The organism is Bacillus cereus group sp. RP29 (assembly GCF_040459765.1).
Lineage (GTDB): Bacteria > Bacillota > Bacilli > Bacillales > Bacillaceae_G > Bacillus_A > Bacillus_A paranthracis.
Map to the genome: position 1 here is coordinate 4,277,299 of NZ_JARVHN010000001.1, position 19,161 is coordinate 4,296,459.

The window sequence follows — 19,161 nt, forward strand, 5'->3', positions numbered from 1 at the left end:
GAAACTTTAGCCGATTTACCGTGCATTTCTTAAAATAAATGAGGTGTCTGCGAAACGTAAATTACGATAATGCTTTTTCAATCCCTCTTCAGAAAACAGGAAGCTGAGTCAGCTTCCTGTTTTTCGTGTTTGTTCTCTTATGTAATTATGGTAAAATACGGCTAAGGATATTTGAAAGGATGAGATCAATGAATCATACAGCGGATAATTGTATTTTTTGCAAAATCATTGACGGGCAAATCCCTTGCTCAAAAGTATACGAAGATGAACATGTGCTTGCATTTTTAGATATTAGTCAAGTGACAAAAGGACATACTCTTGTTATTCCGAAAGTTCACAAACAAGACATTTTTGCGTTAACGCCAGAAATCGCATCACATATTTTTTCTGTCGTTCCAAAAATCGCAAATGCGATTAAAGCAGAGTTTAATCCAGTTGGCTTTAACCTACTTAACAACAACGGTGAAAAAGCTGGACAAACTGTGTTCCACTTCCACCTTCATTTAATTCCACGCTACGGTGAAAACGATGGTTTCGGTGCTGTTTGGAAATCACATCAAAATGAATACACAATGGAAAATTTACAAAACATCGCAAGTACAATTGCAAATAGCGTGAAATAGTGACACTATAATAAGTAGTCATACATAACAAGCCACTTTCCTAAAGTGATTAAATATGGCACGGCTTGTTTCTCCACTTAAGATGCCAGGGACTGCACACTTTCCTTTCCCTCGTCTTAAAGATATGCATATTTTTTCACATCATGAATACGAACAAAAAATAAGGAGGTCTCCTTTTATGTCAAAAGCTAAATCCTTTATTACCGGTGTCATTTGCGGCGGAGCAGTTGCTGGACTAGCTGTTCTTTTCTCAACTCCTTCTTCTGGCAAAGACATGCGCGGCAAGTTAAAAGAAAAAGGAAATGATATTAAAAAGACTTTAGCTGATATTACAGCTGATACAAAATTATTAAAACGTCAAATCGTTGAAACTGCTTCAGAAGGTAAAGAAGTGTTCCAAGAATTAAAAGACGATATGCACGATACACTTTCTAACTGGAAGCAAGATATTTCTCAAAACAAACGACATATTGAGAAAGAGATTTTGGACATTCAAAAATCAATTGAGAAACTACAAGAAGCTGTTCCGGAAAAAGCGTAAACAAATTCCTGCTTAGTTTTTTGCATATAACAAATATTTTTTATATAAATGGACCTTAACACGGCATATCACATAGATATGCCGTGTTTTTATGCATTTACAATATATGTTATCACTTAACATGTATGGACAACACATGTATTCATGACTCATAAACCGCTTCCATAGTTATGCATGATTTGTATAGAATGTCATTTTTTTAAAAAATTTTCACAATTCTCACAAAAAGACTTTATTAATTTTTATTTTACTGGCATAATAGATAGTAATGAAAAAGAATGTTAAAGTGGGTGAGTATATGAAAAGTGGAGAAAAAGATTACTCGGTAAAAGAAGCGATGATTTTCAGCCAACGCATTGCTCAATTATCGAAAGCGTTATGGAAATGTGTAGAGAAAGATTGGCAGATGTGGATTAAACCTTATGATTTAAACATTAATGAGCATCATATTTTAACAATCGCTTATCATTTAAAAGGGGCTTCTATTTCTGAGATTGCTAAGTTTGGAGTTATGCACGTATCAACGGCGTTTAACTTCTCGAAAAAGTTGGAAGAACGCGGCTATCTTGTATTCTCGAAAAAAGAAGATGATAAACGAAATACGTACATCGAAATTACAGACAAAGGGGAAGAATTACTACTTCGCTTAATGGAGGAGTATGACCCTGAAAATAATTCAGTGTTTAATGGGGCTCTTGCACTTCGTAATTTTTATGGGAAGTTCCCAGAAAATATCGAACTGATTGCTATCTTGCGTAACATTTACGGACAAGACTTCATCGATATTTTTGAGAAATCATTAGAAGATATTGAAGAGAACTTTACAGAATCCGATCAGAAGTTAGTTAAGAAATAATCTATTTATTTTTTCGCAATCATGCTTAAGAATTCATTCATAAGCGGTTTGAATAAACCTTGTTTTGCTAGCGCTTCCGCAGTTTCGTGTACTTCGAGCTGATGTGGAAGCGCTTTTTCAAATTGATCTAACAGCGCATCGAACAAAAGAAGGCCTTCTGCTTTCTCCGCTACATATTGTTCGTTCAGTTTTTCACAAAGATGTAGTATACGTTCAACATCTTTTTTACGAGCTTTTTTCTTTATGATCAAAGAATAAAATGGACACTTTTCTTCATCAATCATTTTAAATAGTAGGTCTACGTAGTATTCAGCTTGTTCTAATCTTCTAACAACGTCCATTTTCTCCCTCACTTTCTAACACAAAGTCTTCTATTTCTGAATTTTATAACACGAACAAAATATCGTATGATACAATATATAAAGTATATGTATTTTAGCCAAAAGGAGGTCTCGCCTCATGACACTTATAACAGTTGTTTTTGTCGCATTCGCACTTCTTGTTATATTTTACACGAATTTCATGACACATACACTGTGTGAACGAAAACAAATATCTGCGAGCCGCCAACCCGGTGTCTTTCGGGTTATTAATGTATGTATAACAATTTTATTAATTTCTAGTTATATAGAAATTATATTTCATGGAAAGTGAGGAAGGAAAGCCCCTTCCTCACTTTTTTCCTCTATAAGCAAATTATACCTACAATAACCAATAAAATAAACAGTACAAGTAATAAAATAAGTTGAGAATTCATCCCCCATCCCCTCCTCTTTTCTGTATATGCGACATACGCCCAATATGGCACACCTTCAAAATCTGACACGTACTGGTTAATTTTTCTTTATCAATATGAAAACACGTCGAAATATGATATATTAAATTTTGTACATATTGCTTATACTATGAAATAAATGACACGCATCTTAACTTTATCCTAAAGCCTCGGTAAGCCCTGTTAAGCGCGCTTTACCAATATACAAAGCAAAAGTATCAGTGAGACTTAATCGGGCTCTTATGAACTAAAATTCATTGGTGTAGGATAAATTAAAAATACATAATAGTAGGAGTGTTTATCGAATGAAGAAAGCTATGCTTGCCTTAGCCGCAACAAGTGTAATCGCATTATCAGCATGTGGAACATCATCATCAGACAAAATCGTTACATCTAAAGCTGGTGACATTACAAAAGAAGAATTCTACGAGCAAATGAAGACACAAGCTGGTAAACAAGTACTAAATAACATGGTTATGGAAAAAGTACTTATTAAAAACTACAAAGTTGAAGACAAAGAAGTAGACAAAAAGTTCGATGAAATGAAAAAACAATACGGTGATCAATTCGATACACTATTAAAACAACAAGGTATTAAAGAAGAAACGTTAAAAACTGGTGTGCGTGCTCAATTAGCGCAAGAAAAAGCTATCGAGAAAACAATCACTGATAAAGAATTGAAAGATAATTACAAGCCTGAAATTAAAGCAAGCCACATTCTTGTAAAAGATGAAGCAACTGCTAAAAAGGTTAAAGAAGAACTTGGACAAGGTAAATCTTTCGAAGAGTTAGCGAAACAATACTCTGAAGATACTGGTTCAAAAGAAAAAGGTGGCGACTTAGGATTCTTCGGACCTGGCAAAATGGTTAAAGAATTCGAAGAGGCTGCTTATAAGCTGAAAAAAGATGAAGTAAGCGAACCTGTGAAATCACAATTCGGTTACCACATCATTAAAGTAACTGACATTAAAGAGCCAGAAAAATCATTCGAACAATCTAAAGCTGACATCAAAAAAGAAATCGTTCAGAAGAAATCACAAGACGGCGAATTCATGAACGATCTTATGATGAAAGAAATCAAAAAAGCTGACGTAAAAGTTGATGATAAAGATTTAAAAGATCTTTTCGAAGAGAAAAAAGCTGACGCTAAGAAAGACGAAAAGAAATAATGAAATAAAAAGCTTGGGCTTCGGCCCAAGCTTTTTTATATGCCCTCTTCTCCCGGTAACTATGTCCGATTTCGGTAAATGAAATTATATAGTTGGTCCTCTGAATAAATTATATCGGCGATTTTTTAAATATATCGACCACAACTCCAATTATATCGGCGATTTTCGAGATATATCAGCGATTTTCAAAATATATCGACTTACCGACAAAAAACGACAACAAGCGTGACTCCCTCTATAAACACAAAAAAACCTTGATCCACGTATCATGGAACCAAGGTTTATCTTATTATCATTGATTAAATGAAAAAACTATGTTAAATTAGTACAGAAACACGTTTTCTAAAACAAATAGAACGTATTTATCCGTATCTTAATTTTACACCAAAACACATCTTCAGTCAACCTCTATTTTTCACTTTTAAAGGAGTGCTATCGTATGAACAAAAAACTTGATTTAGAGCAAAAACGATTGGATACCGTAATCGAAACGATTACACAGCAAATTGATAAGCTGGAAAACGAAACTGGCAGACGCCGAGCAGAAGTAATCAATATTCGTAAACATTTCTGGGATGACGTGAAAGTGAATACTGATACTTTTGATGATTATCTTGAAACAGTTATCAACTTAAGACAACAAGCTCAGTCACTAGCTGTCACACAAATTACTCATAAGCACACCTTTAATCGACTTGCCGCACTAAAACGCATGCATAAATCACCTTATTTTGGACGAATTGATTTTAAAGAAGAAGGAGAATCTGCTGCGGAGCAAATTTATATCGGTGTAGCCACGCTTACTGATGCAAGCGGAGAAAATTTTCTTATATATGACTGGCGCGCACCCATTTCAAGTGTGTACTACGATTATCCACCAGGACCGGCTGAATACAGTACACCAGGAGGCGTAATTCACGGTAATGTGGAGAAAAAATTACAATACATTATTCAAAATGGCGAGATTGATTCTATGTTCGATACGAGCCTTACAATTGGCGATGAAATCTTGCAACAAGCGCTCGGAAAAGGTACGAACAAACATATGCAAAGTATCGTCGCTACGATTCAGCGCGAGCAAAATGAAATTATTCGTCACGATGAAGGCCGACTCCTTATCGTGCAAGGAGCTGCTGGTAGCGGTAAAACATCAGCTGCGCTGCAACGAATCGCCTACTTACTATATAAATATCGCGAATGGCTAAAAGCGGATCAAATTATTCTCTTCTCCCCTAACTCTATGTTCAATAGCTACGTTTCTAACGTACTACCTGAACTCGGCGAAGAAAATATGCAGCAAGTGACATTCCAAGAATATTTAAATCATAGACTAAGTAAGTCATTTGATGTGGAAGATCCTTATGAACAATTAGAATATATGTTAACTGAAACGAATAACCCTATCTATAAAACGAGAAATGCGAGCATTCGATTTAAAGCATCTACTCAATTTTTCGAGATGATTCGAGCGTACAGACAATCTCTTGAATCTTCAGGCATGCTATTTAGAGGAATGAAATTTAGAGGAAAGCTAATTGTCTCTGCGAAAGAAATTACAGAGCAATTTTACAATACCGACTCCTCCCTCCGCTTCCATAGCCGTATTGAGAAGTTAACGGATTGGCTAAATAAGCAAATAGATGTACTTGAAAAAGCAGAACTGAAAAAGCCTTGGGTAGAAGAAGAAATTGAACTACTGAGTAAAGATGAATATCAAAAGGCTTATAAATACTTGCAGAAAAAAGGTGAGTTTGATGACAACTCCTTTAACGATTTTGAGAAAGAAACGCAAGTACTTGGACGTATGATTGTCCGTAAAAAATTGAAACCACTTCGCAAAGGTGTTCAAACATTGCGCTTTATCAATTTCACAGGAATATATAAACAGCTATTCACAGATGCATCATGGGTTACTGGAGAAAAACCGAAAGACTGGGATGACATTTGCTCATTAACGGTGAACATGCTAGATGAAGGAAAGCTATATTACGAGGATGCGACTCCATTTTTACTTTTAAAAGAATTAATTGAAGGCTTCCAAACGAATAGATCGATTAAACACGTACTCGTAGACGAAGCGCAAGATTATTCGCCGTTTCAGTTCGAGTTTTTAAAACGTCTCTTCCCTGCTGCAAGAATGACGGTACTCGGTGACTTTAATCAAGCGATATTTGCCCATGCAAGTGAAACAGTGAATTTCAATACACTTACTAGCTTATACGGACCGGATGAAACAAACGGCATTAACTTAACTCGTAGCTATCGCTCAACAAAACCAATTATTGAATTCACACGTGCTCTCGTACCAGAAGGAAAGAACATTCACGCCTTTGAACGTGACGGCGAGAAACCTACAGTGACGAAAGTATCAAATGACAGCGAACTGCACGAACGTATTACTGCCAAAGTTGCTGAACTACAAAAACAAAATCACAACACGATCGCAATTATATGTAAATCTGCAGCTGAAAGCGCCGCGGCCTATGAGGCACTTATTCATATCGAGAATATTAAACTCGTGAAGAGTAACTCAGCTGAGTATGAGCAAGGCATCGTCGTGATCCCAGCTTACTTAGCGAAAGGTATCGAATTTGATGCTGTTATTATTTACAATGCTTCTAAAGATGTATACAGCGATGAGAGCGTTCGTAGATTATTCTACACTGCTTGTACGCGCGCGATGCACGAATTGCAACTTTATAGCGTTGGCGAGGTTAGTCCTTTTATTGTTGAGGCTGATTCGGAGAGTTTTGAGCTTATTACAACACCTTGATAACAATCAAGGTGTTTTCTTTTTTATGCAGGACTTACACCTTTAAAGTAGAATATATCAGTTTAGAAAAAAGTTAAGGAGCGAAAAGATGAACCATTATTTTATTGCTATTTATGACGGTGAGTTTCCTACCGAGAAATTACATACCATTTTACAATCTAATCCCACTTTTACTGATCTAAACGTCCGCACCCTTTCAATCTCATAACCAAGACCTTTCACATTATTAGTTGACGAAGAACACGATGCACTTACAACTGGACTTACAGACAAATACCACTTATTAACGAAAGAGTTGCAAACACTTGAGCAGCAAGAAAAGTACTACTATGTATACGATTATAAAATTAGAAAGACCATCGAGAATCCTACCCAAAAATGCTTTCCATTCGCACAAATCAATATAAGTGTTACGAAATTCCATCAAATGATTCAAAAAGTAAAAGACTTAAAACGACCTGTATTTGCAGGTTATAACATCATTTCTCATGATGCAGACATACTTACGATTGATATACTTCTTTCTTCACCTTTATTGGATCCTAACACTTCTGAAAAAAATACGACAGAACATGCTTATTTACAACAATTAGCTGAATCCATTTCTCGTTCTGAATTATGTACTTCTATTAAAGCGAGTTCACTTATTTAAACATAAAATGAAGCTTTATCGCTAAGTAGAGCTGCTCCATTATAAATTTAAAAAGGTGGGCTATCCGACAAATACTATTTTAATAAGAAGGAACCAAAATCAAATTAATATGTAGGAACAAAATAATAAAGAGGGTTGCCCTCGGCATACCCTCTTTACTTCGACCCTTAACTTTCTGAGGTCTGCGAACGTTTTATAAATAAAGCTACAACGACTGCAAGTAGTGCCAAACCAAAGCCAATCGTAAATGCGTTATGCACGCCTGAAACCATTGCTTCTGTCAATTGAGCTGGGTCAGTTGGATTTGAAGATGCATCCAAATATTTCTTTTGTCCGGAAGTCATAACACTAATAAAGAACGCAACTCCTACCGCACCCGCTACTTGCGATAGAGTATTCAAAATAGCTGTTCCGTGAGGATAAAATCGCTTCGGAAGTTGGTTCAAACCGTTCGTTTGCGCCGGCATCATAATCATTGAAATAGATATCATCATAGTGACGTGTAATAGGATGAAAGTTATTTTAGACGTATCTGCCGTTACTTGTGTAAAGAACCACATCACACCTGCTAATAATAACGTACCAGGAATAATAAGCGCTCTTGGACCAAATTTATCAAAAAGCTTCCCTGAAACTGGAGAAAGCAGACCATTCAACAGGCTACCTGGAAGCATGATAAGACCGGTTGCATAGACAGTTAAACCTAAAGCACCTTGGAATAGAAATGGTAATAACGTCATTGTCGAGAACATCGTCATCATCATGATCGTCAATAAAATTGTCGTGAGCATAAACATCGGATACTTAAATGCACTAAGGTCTAGTAATGGCTCTTTCAATTTCAATTGACGCAATACGAAGAATAGAATTGCTACAAGACCAATTAGGATTATGCCATATACTTGGAAACTACCCCAACCTTCACCTGAGCTACTAAATCCATAAACAATTCCGCCAAATCCAATTGTAGATAAAAGAATAGATAATACATCCACCTTTGGTTTAGTAGGCTCAGAGACATTTTTCAAATAAATAAATGCAAAAACAATAGAAAAAATCGCGAATGGAAGAACGAAATAAAATAGCCATCTCCAATTCAATGTTTCCAAAATGAGCCCTGAAAGTGTCGGCCCAATGGCAGGGGCAAACATGATTACAAGCCCAATACTCCCCATTGCTGCTCCTCTCTTTTCAGGAGGATATAGAAGGAGAATCGTATTCATTAATACGGGCATTATTAATCCCGTACCTGCTGCTTGTAACAAGCGACCCATTAATAGTATAGAAAATCCAGGCGCAATCGCACTTACAAGTGTACCGAAAGTAAAGATTACCATAGCACCTATGAATACTTGTCTTGTTGTAAACCATTGTACTAATAAAGCAGAAGCTGGAATGAGTACAGCAACTACAAGCATGTACCCTGTTGAAAGCCATTGAAGAGTCGACGCTGTTACATTCAACTCAACCATTAATTGTGGAAAAGCAACGTTCAATAATGTTTCATTCAAAATGGTGAAAAACGCTCCAATGATCATTGATATTAAAATTGGGAGTCTTTTCACATTGTCAAACTCCTTTGACTGCGAAGAAACAGGTGCAGTTTGAGTATTCATACATAAACCCTCCTTGTATTTTCTTTTATAAGTTTTTACTACCTTTGCTAGTCATATTTAACGTAGAAACGCCCATACCAAATTGAAAACGGTAGAGCACAACTACAAGTAAGATCAACAATGACATCACGCCGAAGATATTACTATACATATTTGCAGCTTCATTTGCAACAAAAGGATTTAGCTTTAGTGACGTCGATCCTTTATCAAGCAATTTCCCTACTACACTCATAGCCATCGCGCCAGATATGAAATTAATCATCGACAGTAATCCCATTCCCACACCTGTCTCTTCCTTTGACAGTGTTTGTGAAATTGTATTAGACATTGAAATCTGCATAAAGGTCTGTCCTACATTTCCGAAAATTAAAATCAATGCTATGACAAAAGCCGAGACCCCAATGAAAGTAGATAATAATGAGAAAGCAAGGAATATGAATACTGATGCAATAAAAACGAGTACAAAATTGCCCCGAGTATCAGCTACCCTTCCTCCCTTTCTTCCCATAATTGCCGAGGCAATTGCAGCTGGAACTAAAACAAAACCAATATTCGAAGGAGTCAATCCATTTACTGCCGATAGAAATTGCGGCGTCATGAATGTCATGCTAAAGCTCATCGCTGTCGTCATAAAGGCAAGGAGTAACCCAATCGAAAAATTCTTATTTTTAAACAGAGTCGGTTTAATAAAAGGCTCTGTAGCTTTTCTAATTCGCAAAATGAAGAAAGCTAACATAACAAATCCTCCAAGGAATAACAGCACTTGCATCTGCGTAATGGCAAGCAAGAAGAACGCGACCGATACAGCTAATAGACCTCCGCCAAGAATATCAATACTACCTGCCTTCCCTTTTGCATTGTCTAAATACTTTCTAAAGAAAGGTAGCGTTAGAAGCGGTAGTAATGAAAGAACAAACATGAGTCTCCAGCTTCCAAAACTCGTAATTAATCCAGCGGCAACGGGCCCTAAAGCATTCCCAAGCGCTAAACCAACTGCTGAAATTCCAAGCGCACTCCCGCTGCCTGAATGACACGGCCTAAAATGATAACCCAATACTCAGTAGCAAGTAGACCAAGCAAGGAACCTAGAGCGAAAATAAGTAGTCCATACGTTAACAAATCCTTTAACCGATATTTATCCGCCAGTTTTCCCATTACGATGGAACCAACAGCATAAACGACCATATAACTCGTCATAATCCAACTAACCTCTGAAGGGACAAGGTTGAATTCTTTACCGATTTCAGGAAGAGCTACATTAAACATCGTACCGTTCATAACCGAAAATATTAGCGTAACTACTAAAACTGCTAGCAATTTATCTGCATTTTGTGATGAATGATCTACCATCTTGTAGACCCCCTTTCTCTTTCCCATAATCTATACAAATTTAAATGAGTATCAACATAATGAATATCCTCACTATTTTATTATAATGAGGATATCATTTTTATCGTACGTGCTCAGTTTCTACCTCTATTCAATCAAATCTACAATTCGCTTTACAGAAGTTCTGTTACTGCTGAAAAATGAATGACCGCAAGAACTAGTGCTAAAATCATAAGCACGGCTGCTGGCATGATTTTTCCAATTGGATCTTTAACACGCATATGTGACAATACAGCTCCTAACATAATACAAGCAATCCATAATGCTGCTAAAACTAATACGATCTCATTCCAGAAACCAAAAATTAGTCCAACCACGCCTGCTAAAGCAATCCAACCTGTCGCAATTCTAAACCATTGCGGTAAACCTAAATGAGCGAAAGCCTCTACTTGCATTTTTGCTCCTGCAATTTTACTCACACTTGAAAAGAAAAATGCAAAAATTAATAAACATTGAAGTACTAATGCTACAATAGTCATGTACAATCCTCCATTATATATTTTTTAAGGGTATTGCTATTAAATGCTGAAACGATTTGAAATTCCTTACATAAATCCACCTCTCTCTATTATCGTTTTCTATAGATCCCCGCATCAGTTATAATAGTAATTATCCCGCTATTACACATTATGAGTACGCGATATAATGAGGTTACTCACTAATTGTTTATAATATAGAGAGGATACTCACTAATAATATACAATATATTTATGAAACGTGCAAAAATGAACTACAAAATAATGAGGAGGTCATCCCATTCATGAAATCAAATAATCCAGCTGCAATAGATATCATCCATATTTTAATGCAATCGTCCAACTATGTTCAAAGAGAATTTCAATCTCAATTGTCAGCCCTTGACACACCTTATCATCTAACAGGTCCTAGGTTACGCGTTCTATCCACCGTTTCTGAAAATGGTCCCATTCGAATGAATGAATTAGCTGCTAAATTAGGCGTCAAAGCACGTACAGTTACCGATTTTGTCGATGCACTCGAACAAGACAAGCTCCTAGTTCGTATACCAGATCCAACTGATCGCCGAGCTACATTAATTCAACTTACTGAACGCGCGCATTCCAATATGGAGCAGGCGCTCGCTTTCCAAGACAAAGTCGCAAACGATATTCTAAAAAACCTCACATTAGAACAACGCGAACAGTTTTTTGAACTTTTATTACTATTAATAAAAGATAAGCAAATTCCAGATTCATGCGGAGAAGTTGAGAACGGAAAAACTTGTTAAGTGTGTAAATAAAACCACCTACACCCTAAAAAATATAGGGACTAGGTGGTTTGTTTTTTAAGCTGATTTTCTCGCTGGAATGTCTTTACGCCTATACACACTCAGTACAATCCCCATTATAAGCGCATGAAATACAGTCGGCGTTAATCCGTAGCTAATAAAAGGTAAGGATATAGCAGCAAGCGGCAATAATCCTAGTATCATTCCAACATTATAAATGAACTGGAATACAAAAAGAGTCAATCCACCAACGAGCAGCAATTTACCGTACCGATCATTTATTTTATAAGAGATGACTATTAATCTTGCTACAAAAAGAGAAAGAACGAAGACAAGAATTAACGCAAGCCAATACCCATAATAGTAAGTCAAACTTGCAAATACAAAATCAGTATCCGGAGCAGGGATGAATTTCATATCTCCATATGTACCAAACCAACCTGCTGACGACATTACCTCCTTTAAACGTATATACATAAATCCTGCGCCACCTGCATCACTCTCAGGATTTAAATACCCTAAAAGTCTATCTAAGTGGTATCCTGAAGACCATGATACGGATACCTTAATAATAAATAAACAAATAGGTACAACCGTAATAATCAACGACGTTTTCTTTCCTAGCTTACTCCACCAAAGCATAACGAATACCATCGTAATATAGATAAAAATTGACGAAAGGGTGGATACAATCAAAAATAAGTACAAAGAAAATAAATATAAAACCACAAGATGTATAATCTTTAACCTACTATTATTAAAAAAAGAAGCCCAAGCTAGAAAAAAGAAAGGCACTGCCATTAGACAGTCAATTGCAATTGGACCGATTTGTATTAACGGTTCTCCAATCATTGAAGCGTTTGGAAAACAGTATAGTATTAACAGGACAACTACTCCGATTACATAAAACAACCATCCCATTCTCTCTAATTTCCGATAATCAAGTAACATCATCCCAATCGCTGTTACAACACCGAGAATAACAAATATCACCTTATTTATCATTACATCATTCGTATATTCAAAAACCAAAACCGGCAAAAACCCTAACCCCATCGCAGCCACTAATAAACCAATTAAGAACCAATCCACCTTTGGCTTATGAAGTTTATTAAGTTCCCGCCCTAGTTTACTCGGACTCCCCATTTGCTCAACAGCCTTATCTTCAGCAACTTCCTCACTTAACCCTTTATCCATCCACATATTCTTTGCCTGTTTTAAGTGAAAATTCAGTTCAGTTGCTACTAAGTCCTTCGCTTCTTTTGATTTAATATGGTTCGTAACTTCTGTTAAAAAACGCTCCCCTTTTTTGTTCAATTTTTCTCACTCCTGTACGAATCCTTTTAATATAAATCGTGCCTTCGTAGCATTCTTCTCTGCCTTTCGCAGCATCTTGTTTCCTTTATCATTTAATTGATAATATTTAGCTCCTTCGTGGTCCCAGCTAGATTGGATAAAGCGATTCTGCTCTAGACGATGTAACAAAGTGTATAGAGACCCTTCATTACCTTCAAATGTTTGAATCCCTCTTCCCCGTAGTAACTGCATCAATTCATAGCCTGTTTTTTCATTCATAAGAAGTTGCAACACTGCTAAAAGGATATCTTCTTCTTTTTCGGACGATTGATTGATTTTTTCACGCACCCGCTTCTGGTGCTGATCAGAAAAACTCAAATGTTTAAAAGTTGTGTTCTCCATTGATTTTCGCAAGCCTTTTAATCGATCTTCCATTTGATTATTCCTCCAATCCTTTCTTCAAAAGCTCCTTCGCTTTTTTCAGCCTCGTTTTTATCGTGTTTTCCTTCACATCTATTACAATCGCAATCTCTTTAATTGATAATTCTTCATAATAAAATAGATAAATGACTTCTCGATATTTGATCGGTAAATTCATTACTGCAGAAGCCAGTTCACGATCCTCCGCATTTTGAATGACAGTTTGTTCCACACTTTCTTTTTGACTCTCCATATACGTAAAGTCATCTTCTGTAACAATAACTTTTTTGTTATACCAACTTTTTAAATAATCCTTACAATGATTAATTGCAATTCTCCATAGCCATGTTTTTAAGTTCGAATTCCCTTTATATGTATGAAGAGATTTATAACATTTCACAAATATATCTTGCGTTAAATCCTCCGCAACCTCTTTATTATTCACATATGAATACACAAGCTGTAAGACTTCTTGTCCATACTTGTTCATTATTTCGTCGATAAGGTCCTCCTTATCTTCTATTTCAAACGCTTCTACCGTTAATTCATCCACAGCCTTCCCTCCTTCCCATATATTAGACGACGCACTGTATGGAAAAGTTTTATAAATTTATAAAAAAATACAGAGGGTAATAACGTTTTTTATAAAACACTTCCTCAGCAACTTACATATAATAAACCGAATAGTCGTTACAATACATTCACCTAAAGAGCGTCTTTCTCCCACGGCGCTCTTTAAGTTTGCAATAAGAGGGGCGTCTTCGTTTCCTATCGCTAAATGAAAAAGAGAACCGATTTAATCGAGTCCTCCTTCTTTCTAACGCTCACTTAAAGAATCTAATATTTCATGGCCATACAAAGATGGATCGATACTATCAAAACCAGTACACTCTTCATACAAGTGTAGTATTTGAAATTCTATACATAACGCAGCTGTTTGTTCTTGTTGATTTATTGCTTTTTCTAGTTCTGCCGTGTATTTCATTTGGATATTGTTATCAGTATCTTTATTTTTTTAGTTATGTTTATTTAACAAGGAGTCAACTACCCCTACTGAGATAAAGCCTTTCAGTGGGGGTTTGAGTTTGAACGCTAGGGCTTTTTATCTATATGTCTTGTTCCCTATTTTAAAACATAATACAATAAATACGTAACTTAATAAGCTATAACTAGTAGGTGTGGTAATCATCTCTTCCATTTTGAAAAAAGGGGGAGGTGATAATATGATCGCGATGTTTGTCATTAAATTAGTGTATGGTATCCTAACCGGAGCTGGCGTTGTCATCGGTAGAAGATACGTCGGTCCGTGGCTAATTTCTGTATACAAAAAAGCGAGAACCACCCTGCTTCGTGGAAAAGGTAAGGGCGGTTCTCGGCTAAAACGTTAATGTAATTGTCTTATAACCGCACCTACTACCACCACAATAGCAAGTTAGGTTACAAAGGCAGAAGTTTCTCAGGCTTCTGTCTTCTTTATTTTATGCAAAATTCATACTATATACTCTACCATCATTGTAACACATTTTATTTATTTTTAGTCAAGATAAAAAAACACCTAAAGAGTTTCTCTTCAGGTGTTTCTCTATTTTACGCTAATGCAGCTGCATGCTCTTGTTGATCTACAGGAATGACAGCGTCTGTTAATGCTTTTTCTAGTTCTGCTGTGTATTTCATTTGCTCTTCTTTGCTCCAGCCTAGTTTTGCAGCCATGTAGTTGATTACTGCTTCTTTCCACTCGTATACCCAGTGGATGTTGAAGAATACAGCGCCTCTGCGGCGTACGAAGAAGTCGACTGGTTTTGCTGTCATTTCGTAATCCATTGCGTATACAAGTGGGATTAGAACGTCTAGCGGCATGTTGTATTCTTTCGCTTCGTCTTTATGTTTTTTAGCTAATTCGAACAGTACGTCTACGTTAGAGCCGTAGAATTTCGCGAATTCTTCTGCTTGTGCTGTTGTTAAACCGTATTTCGTACCTTCACCTGCTTTTTTCGCGATAAATGCTGGTAATCCTTTAGAGCCATCTACATGTCCACCAGAGATTGGCATATGTTTCGTTGAGCTCTTCGGATATGCACTATGACCTTCTTTTTGTAGTAAGTTCGTTACGTAATCTACTACCATTTCAGCCATTTTGCGGTATCCTGTTAATTTACCACCTGCGATTGTAATTAAACCAGATTCAGAAGTCCAAATTTCGTCTTTACGAGAAATTTCAGATGCACTCTTACCTTCTTCATAAATTAACGGACGTACGCCAGCCCAGCTTGACTCGATGTCTTTTTCCGTAATTTTTACGCTTGGGAACATGTAGTTAATCGCATTAATGATGTACGTGCGATCTTCTGTTGTCATTTGTGGTACAGCTGCATCTTTATCATAGAACGTATCTGTTGTACCTACGTATGTTTTTCCTCCGCGCGGAATCGCGAATACCATACGTTTATCTGGTGTATCGAAGTAAATTGCTTGCCCTAATGGGAAACGTTTTTGGTCAATTACTAAGTGAACACCTTTTGATAACTGAAGTACTTTTCCTTTTTTCGAGTTATCTTTTTCACGAAGTGTATCTACCCAAGGACCAGCTGCGTTTACAATTTTCTTACCGTAAACTTCGTATACTTCACCATCTAGTAAATCGATTACACGTACACCACATACTTTTCCATCTTTATATAAGAAACTATCTACTTTTGCGTAGTTAACAGCTTTTGCACCGTGCTCAATTGCTTCTTTCATTACTTCAATTGTAAGACGCGCATCATCAGTGCGATATTCTACGTAGTAACCGCCGCCTTTTAATCCTTCTTGTTTTACAAGAGGCTCTTTCTTCAGCGTTTCTTCACGGTTAAACATTTTTCTGCGCTCGCTTCGTTTCACACCTGCTAAGAAGTCGTATACACGAAGACCAATTGATGTACTAAATGATCCGAACGTACCGCCTGTATGGAACGGAAGTAACATCCACTCTGGTGTTGTTACATGGGGACCGTTCTCATATACGATCGCACGCTCTTTCCCCACCTCTGCTACCATTTTCACTTCAAGTTGTTTTAAATAACGTAGACCACCGTGTACAAGCTTCGTTGAACGACTTGATGTACCTGCTGCAAAGTCCTGCATTTCAAACACAATTGTTGATAACCCGCGTGTTGCTCCATCTAATGCAATACCAGAACCAGTAATACCTCCACCAATTACGATCACATCTAATTCTTGTTTATTTACTCCGTTTAATACGTCTTTACGTTGTTTACTTGAAAATTTCATGGTAATTCCTCCCTTTGATAACGAAAAAAGAGACCACAAACTCCGCTATAGATTTCGCCTCTATAGCGTGTTGTGGTCTCTCCAAATCTCCTACCGAATTATTAACTTGTCACCATTATAACACTGTTTATGATTATTTGAAAGCTTTTGTTGCTTCAATTGCTTTTTTCCATCCAGCATATAGCTCTTCGCTTGTTTCCGTTTCCATTGTTGGTTCAAAGCGTTTGTCCATATGCCACTGTTCTTTAATTTCATCTTGGTTTTTCCAATATCCAACCGCAAGACCAGCTAAGTACGCTGCACCTAAAGCTGTTGTTTCATTGATCACCGGACGCTCTACAGGAACATCTAAAATATCACTTTGGAACTTCATTAAGAAGTTATTTTTAACTGCTCCGCCATCAACGCGTAATGTTTTCAGTTCAATACCTGAATCTGCTTCCATTGCGCATAATACGTCTTTCGTTTGGTAAGCTAAAGATTCTAGTGTTGCACGAATGAAATGCTCTTTCGTCGTACCGCGTGTTACACCAAACATAGCGCCGCGTACTTCACTATCCCAGTAAGGTGTACCTAATCCTACGAATGCTGGTACAACGTATACACCGTCAGTTGATTCAACGCGATTCGCATACACTTCACTCTCACTTGCATCTTTAAACATGCGCATTCCGTCACGTAACCACTGAATTGCAGAACCTGCTACGAAAATACTTCCTTCTAATGCATAGTTTACTTTACCATCTATTCCCCATGCAATTGTTGTTAATAGACCATGCTCAGAAGCTACCGCTTTTTCACCAGTGTTCATTAGCATGAAGCAACCAGTTCCGTAAGTATTTTTCGCCATACCTTCACCGAAACAAGCTTGTCCAAATAATGCCGCTTGTTGATCACCAGCTACACCGGCAATCGGTACATTTTGACCGAAGAAGTGATAGTCAATTGTTTCTCCATACACTTCAGATGATGGACGTACTTCTGGAAGCATGCTCTTTGGTACTGTTAACATGTCTAGAAGTTCATCATCCCACTGTAAGTCGTGAATGTTAAACATTAATGTACGTGATGCATTTGAGTAATCCGTTACGTGCGCTTTACCACCAGATAGTTTCCATACAAGCCACGTATCAATTGTTCCGAATAATAGATCGCCGTTTTCTGCTTTCTCTCTTGCACCTTCAACGTTATCTAAAATCCATTTTACTTTCGTACCAGAGAAGTATGCGTCAATTAAAAGACCTGTTTTTTCGCGAACCATTTCGCTATAACCTTTTTCTTTTAACTCATCACAAATTTCAGCTGTTTGGCGAGATTGCCATACAATTGCGTTATAAATTGGTTTACCAGTCGTTTTATCCCATACAACCGCTGTTTCACGTTGGTTCGTAATACCGATACCAGCGATTTGTTCTGGTTTTACATCTGCTTCGCTTAAGCAAGTTGCGATAACCGCTAAAATAGATCCCCAAATTTCTTGCGCGTTATGCTCTACCCAGCCTGGCTTTGGAAAATGTTGTGTAAATTCTTTTTGAGCTGAATGAACAATTTCACCTTTTTTATTGAAAAGAATTGCGCGTGAGCTAGTTGTTCCTTGGTCTAATGAAAGAATATATTTTTTCATAATGGTTTCCCCCTTATGCTACTTTTCTACTATTTGTATTGCTTCCACTTTTTTTGCTTGTCATATAAGAGATTGCTAGTACAATCACAGTTGCAATAATCACATAAATAAGTGCTGCATTTTGTTTTCCTTCAAATACAACTTGATGGAATAATCCTGCCAGTGATCCACCTAAAATTGGACCTACTACTGGAATCCATGCATATTTCCAGTTTGAACCGCCTTTTCCTGCAATCGGAAGGAAGAAGTGCGCGATACGCGGACCTAAATCACGTGCTGGGTTGATTGCGTATCCTGTCGTTCCACCTAATGATAAACCAATACTTACAATTAAGAAACCTACGATAAATGGATTTAATCCATCTGCAAATTTATTTGCACCAATTGCTAATATACCAAATACTAAAACGAATGTCCCAATCATTTCACTTAAAAGGTTTGCAAATGTGTTCGGAATTGCTGGACCTGTTGCAAATACACCTAACTTTGTTCCTGGATCTTCTGTTTCTTTCCAGTGTGGTAAGTAATGTAAATATACGATAACTGCCCCGATAATTGCCCCAATCATTTGTGCTGCGATATAACCAGGTACGTCACTCCATGGGAACGCTCCCTTAAATGCTAATCCTATCGTCAAAGCTGGATTCAAATGTGCCCCACTAATTGATCCAACCGCGTACGCTGCAACCGCTACCGCTAAGCCCCAGCCCATTGTAATAACAATCCAACCAGAATCTTTCGCAAACGACTTCTTTAAACTTACACCAGCACAAACGCCGCCACCAAGTACGATTAACAACGCAGTCCCTATTAACTCTCCTAAAAATGCTGACATAGTATCCCTCCACAATCAATTTAAACGCTTTCAAATGTGATAGAGGTAAAATGAATGGCCATTCGTTTTTGTCAAA

Annotated in this window: 18 protein-coding genes and 2 pseudogenes; 9 read left to right on the forward strand and 11 right to left on the reverse strand. The window is 37.1% G+C overall.

All coding sequences use genetic code 11. The features are described 5' to 3' along the window. Positions 1 to 188: 188 nt before the first annotated feature. The 3 genes from QCI47_RS22645 (at position 189) to QCI47_RS22655 (ending at position 2,020) form a co-directional block, all read left to right on the forward strand. The gene (locus tag QCI47_RS22645; RefSeq protein ID WP_001016840.1) at positions 189 to 623 is read left to right on the forward strand and encodes an HIT family protein; all 435 of its coding nucleotides are present in this window, start codon (positions 189 to 191) and stop codon (positions 621 to 623) included. A 178-nt stretch (positions 624 to 801) separates the two neighbouring features. Continuing rightward, on the forward strand, positions 802 to 1,164 hold the full coding sequence (locus tag QCI47_RS22650; protein ID WP_000030300.1) for a YtxH domain-containing protein: 363 nt from the start codon (positions 802 to 804) through the stop codon (positions 1,162 to 1,164). A 298-nt stretch (positions 1,165 to 1,462) separates the two neighbouring features. Further along, positions 1,463 to 2,020 (forward strand): HTH-type transcriptional regulator Hpr, encoded by a 558-nt coding sequence (locus tag QCI47_RS22655; RefSeq protein WP_000834918.1) that lies wholly within the window; start codon positions 1,463 to 1,465, stop codon positions 2,018 to 2,020. Positions 2,021 to 2,025: 5 nt separating this feature from the next. On the opposite strand, the gene QCI47_RS22660 is transcribed toward QCI47_RS22655, so the two are convergent. Further along, complete coding sequence (locus QCI47_RS22660; protein ID WP_000383660.1) at positions 2,026 to 2,361, reverse strand: DUF1878 family protein; 336 nt, start codon at positions 2,359 to 2,361, stop codon at positions 2,026 to 2,028. A gap of 118 nt (positions 2,362 to 2,479) precedes the next feature. Between QCI47_RS22660 and QCI47_RS22665 the strand changes: the two genes are divergently transcribed. The 4 genes and pseudogenes from QCI47_RS22665 (at position 2,480) to QCI47_RS22680 (ending at position 7,389) form a co-directional block, all read left to right on the forward strand. Then, complete coding sequence (locus QCI47_RS22665; RefSeq protein WP_000172692.1) at positions 2,480 to 2,674, forward strand: hypothetical protein; 195 nt, start codon at positions 2,480 to 2,482, stop codon at positions 2,672 to 2,674. Between the two features lie 426 nt (positions 2,675 to 3,100). Further along, positions 3,101 to 3,964, forward strand: coding sequence for a peptidylprolyl isomerase PrsA (gene prsA / locus QCI47_RS22670; RefSeq protein WP_000710072.1), 864 nt, complete (start codon positions 3,101 to 3,103; stop codon positions 3,962 to 3,964). 439 nt (positions 3,965 to 4,403) lie between these two features. Continuing rightward, complete coding sequence (gene helD, locus QCI47_RS22675; protein WP_163072780.1) at positions 4,404 to 6,737, forward strand: RNA polymerase recycling motor HelD; 2,334 nt, start codon at positions 4,404 to 4,406, stop codon at positions 6,735 to 6,737. 88 nt (positions 6,738 to 6,825) lie between these two features. Then, positions 6,826 to 7,389 (forward strand): annotated as a pseudogene (locus QCI47_RS22680) (hypothetical protein). Between the two features lie 167 nt (positions 7,390 to 7,556). On the opposite strand, the gene QCI47_RS22685 reads toward QCI47_RS22680, so the two are convergent. From QCI47_RS22685 to QCI47_RS22695, 3 genes and pseudogenes are all read right to left on the reverse strand, one after another. Beyond that, positions 7,557 to 9,005, reverse strand: coding sequence for an MDR family MFS transporter (locus QCI47_RS22685; protein WP_309422063.1), 1,449 nt, complete (start codon positions 9,003 to 9,005; stop codon positions 7,557 to 7,559). A gap of 25 nt (positions 9,006 to 9,030) precedes the next feature. Next, positions 9,031 to 10,355 (reverse strand): annotated as a pseudogene (locus tag QCI47_RS22690) (MFS transporter). 152 nt (positions 10,356 to 10,507) lie between these two features. Beyond that, positions 10,508 to 10,873, reverse strand: coding sequence for a DoxX family protein (locus QCI47_RS22695; RefSeq protein WP_000156910.1), 366 nt, complete (start codon positions 10,871 to 10,873; stop codon positions 10,508 to 10,510). A gap of 281 nt (positions 10,874 to 11,154) precedes the next feature. On the opposite strand from QCI47_RS22695, the gene QCI47_RS22700 reads away from it, so the two are divergent. Then, entirely contained in the window at positions 11,155 to 11,640 is a 486-nt protein-coding gene (locus QCI47_RS22700; RefSeq protein WP_000841456.1) for a MarR family winged helix-turn-helix transcriptional regulator, read from the forward strand. 57 nt (positions 11,641 to 11,697) lie between these two features. Here QCI47_RS22700 and QCI47_RS22705 read toward each other — a convergent pair whose 3' ends face one another. From QCI47_RS22705 to QCI47_RS22720, 4 genes are all read right to left on the reverse strand, one after another. Beyond that, the gene (locus QCI47_RS22705) at positions 11,698 to 12,957 is read right to left on the reverse strand and encodes an FtsW/RodA/SpoVE family cell cycle protein (protein WP_071741422.1); all 1,260 of its coding nucleotides are present in this window, start codon (positions 12,955 to 12,957) and stop codon (positions 11,698 to 11,700) included. 6 nt (positions 12,958 to 12,963) lie between these two features. Further along, on the reverse strand, positions 12,964 to 13,371 hold the full coding sequence (locus tag QCI47_RS22710; protein ID WP_000390164.1) for a PadR family transcriptional regulator: 408 nt from the start codon (positions 13,369 to 13,371) through the stop codon (positions 12,964 to 12,966). A gap of 4 nt (positions 13,372 to 13,375) precedes the next feature. After that, a complete protein-coding gene (locus QCI47_RS22715; protein ID WP_071741423.1) occupies positions 13,376 to 13,909 on the reverse strand; it encodes a sigma-70 family RNA polymerase sigma factor in 534 nt (177 codons plus the stop codon). A gap of 264 nt (positions 13,910 to 14,173) precedes the next feature. After that, positions 14,174 to 14,341 (reverse strand): hypothetical protein, encoded by a 168-nt coding sequence (locus QCI47_RS22720; protein WP_000877814.1) that lies wholly within the window; start codon positions 14,339 to 14,341, stop codon positions 14,174 to 14,176. A 238-nt stretch (positions 14,342 to 14,579) separates the two neighbouring features. Between QCI47_RS22720 and QCI47_RS22725 the strand changes: the two genes are divergently transcribed. After that, positions 14,580 to 14,744, forward strand: coding sequence for a hypothetical protein (locus QCI47_RS22725; RefSeq protein WP_000561154.1), 165 nt, complete (start codon positions 14,580 to 14,582; stop codon positions 14,742 to 14,744). Between the two features lie 199 nt (positions 14,745 to 14,943). On the opposite strand, the gene glpD is transcribed toward QCI47_RS22725, so the two are convergent. From glpD to glpF, 3 genes are all read right to left on the reverse strand, one after another. After that, positions 14,944 to 16,626, reverse strand: coding sequence for an aerobic glycerol-3-phosphate dehydrogenase (gene glpD / locus QCI47_RS22730; RefSeq protein WP_044792646.1), 1,683 nt, complete (start codon positions 16,624 to 16,626; stop codon positions 14,944 to 14,946). Between the two features lie 133 nt (positions 16,627 to 16,759). Next, positions 16,760 to 18,250: a glycerol kinase GlpK gene (gene glpK / locus QCI47_RS22735; protein WP_353811956.1), complete on the reverse strand. Its 1,491-nt coding sequence runs from the start codon at positions 18,248 to 18,250 to the stop codon at positions 16,760 to 16,762. Between the two features lie 13 nt (positions 18,251 to 18,263). After that, positions 18,264 to 19,085, reverse strand: coding sequence for a glycerol uptake facilitator protein GlpF (gene glpF / locus QCI47_RS22740; RefSeq protein ID WP_001272193.1), 822 nt, complete (start codon positions 19,083 to 19,085; stop codon positions 18,264 to 18,266). Positions 19,086 to 19,161: the final 76 nt, after the last annotated feature.

Bases quoted from the DNA above. Each gene is read 5' to 3' on its own strand.
- QCI47_RS22645 (WP_001016840.1), top strand. From the start codon at position 189: ATGAATCATACAGCGGATAATTGTATTTTTTGCAAAATCATTGACGGG.
- QCI47_RS22650 (WP_000030300.1), top strand. From the start codon at position 802: ATGTCAAAAGCTAAATCCTTTATTACCGGTGTCATTTGCGGCGGAGCA.
- QCI47_RS22655 (WP_000834918.1), top strand. From the start codon at position 1,463: ATGAAAAGTGGAGAAAAAGATTACTCGGTAAAAGAAGCGATGATTTTC.
- QCI47_RS22660 (WP_000383660.1), bottom strand. From the start codon at position 2,361: ATGGACGTTGTTAGAAGATTAGAACAAGCTGAATACTACGTAGACCTA.
- QCI47_RS22665 (WP_000172692.1), top strand. From the start codon at position 2,480: ATGACACTTATAACAGTTGTTTTTGTCGCATTCGCACTTCTTGTTATA.
- prsA (WP_000710072.1), top strand. From the start codon at position 3,101: ATGAAGAAAGCTATGCTTGCCTTAGCCGCAACAAGTGTAATCGCATTA.
- helD (WP_163072780.1), top strand. From the start codon at position 4,404: ATGAACAAAAAACTTGATTTAGAGCAAAAACGATTGGATACCGTAATC.
- QCI47_RS22685 (WP_309422063.1), bottom strand. From the start codon at position 9,005: ATGAATACTCAAACTGCACCTGTTTCTTCGCAGTCAAAGGAGTTTGAC.
- QCI47_RS22695 (WP_000156910.1), bottom strand. From the start codon at position 10,873: ATGACTATTGTAGCATTAGTACTTCAATGTTTATTAATTTTTGCATTT.
- QCI47_RS22700 (WP_000841456.1), top strand. From the start codon at position 11,155: ATGAAATCAAATAATCCAGCTGCAATAGATATCATCCATATTTTAATG.
- QCI47_RS22710 (WP_000390164.1), bottom strand. From the start codon at position 13,371: ATGGAAGATCGATTAAAAGGCTTGCGAAAATCAATGGAGAACACAACT.
- QCI47_RS22720 (WP_000877814.1), bottom strand. From the start codon at position 14,341: ATGAAATACACGGCAGAACTAGAAAAAGCAATAAATCAACAAGAACAA.
- QCI47_RS22725 (WP_000561154.1), top strand. From the start codon at position 14,580: ATGATCGCGATGTTTGTCATTAAATTAGTGTATGGTATCCTAACCGGA.
- glpD (WP_044792646.1), bottom strand. From the start codon at position 16,626: ATGAAATTTTCAAGTAAACAACGTAAAGACGTATTAAACGGAGTAAAT.
- glpK (WP_353811956.1), bottom strand. From the start codon at position 18,250: ATGAAAAAATATATTCTTTCATTAGACCAAGGAACAACTAGCTCACGC.
- glpF (WP_001272193.1), bottom strand. From the start codon at position 19,085: ATGTCAGCATTTTTAGGAGAGTTAATAGGGACTGCGTTGTTAATCGTA.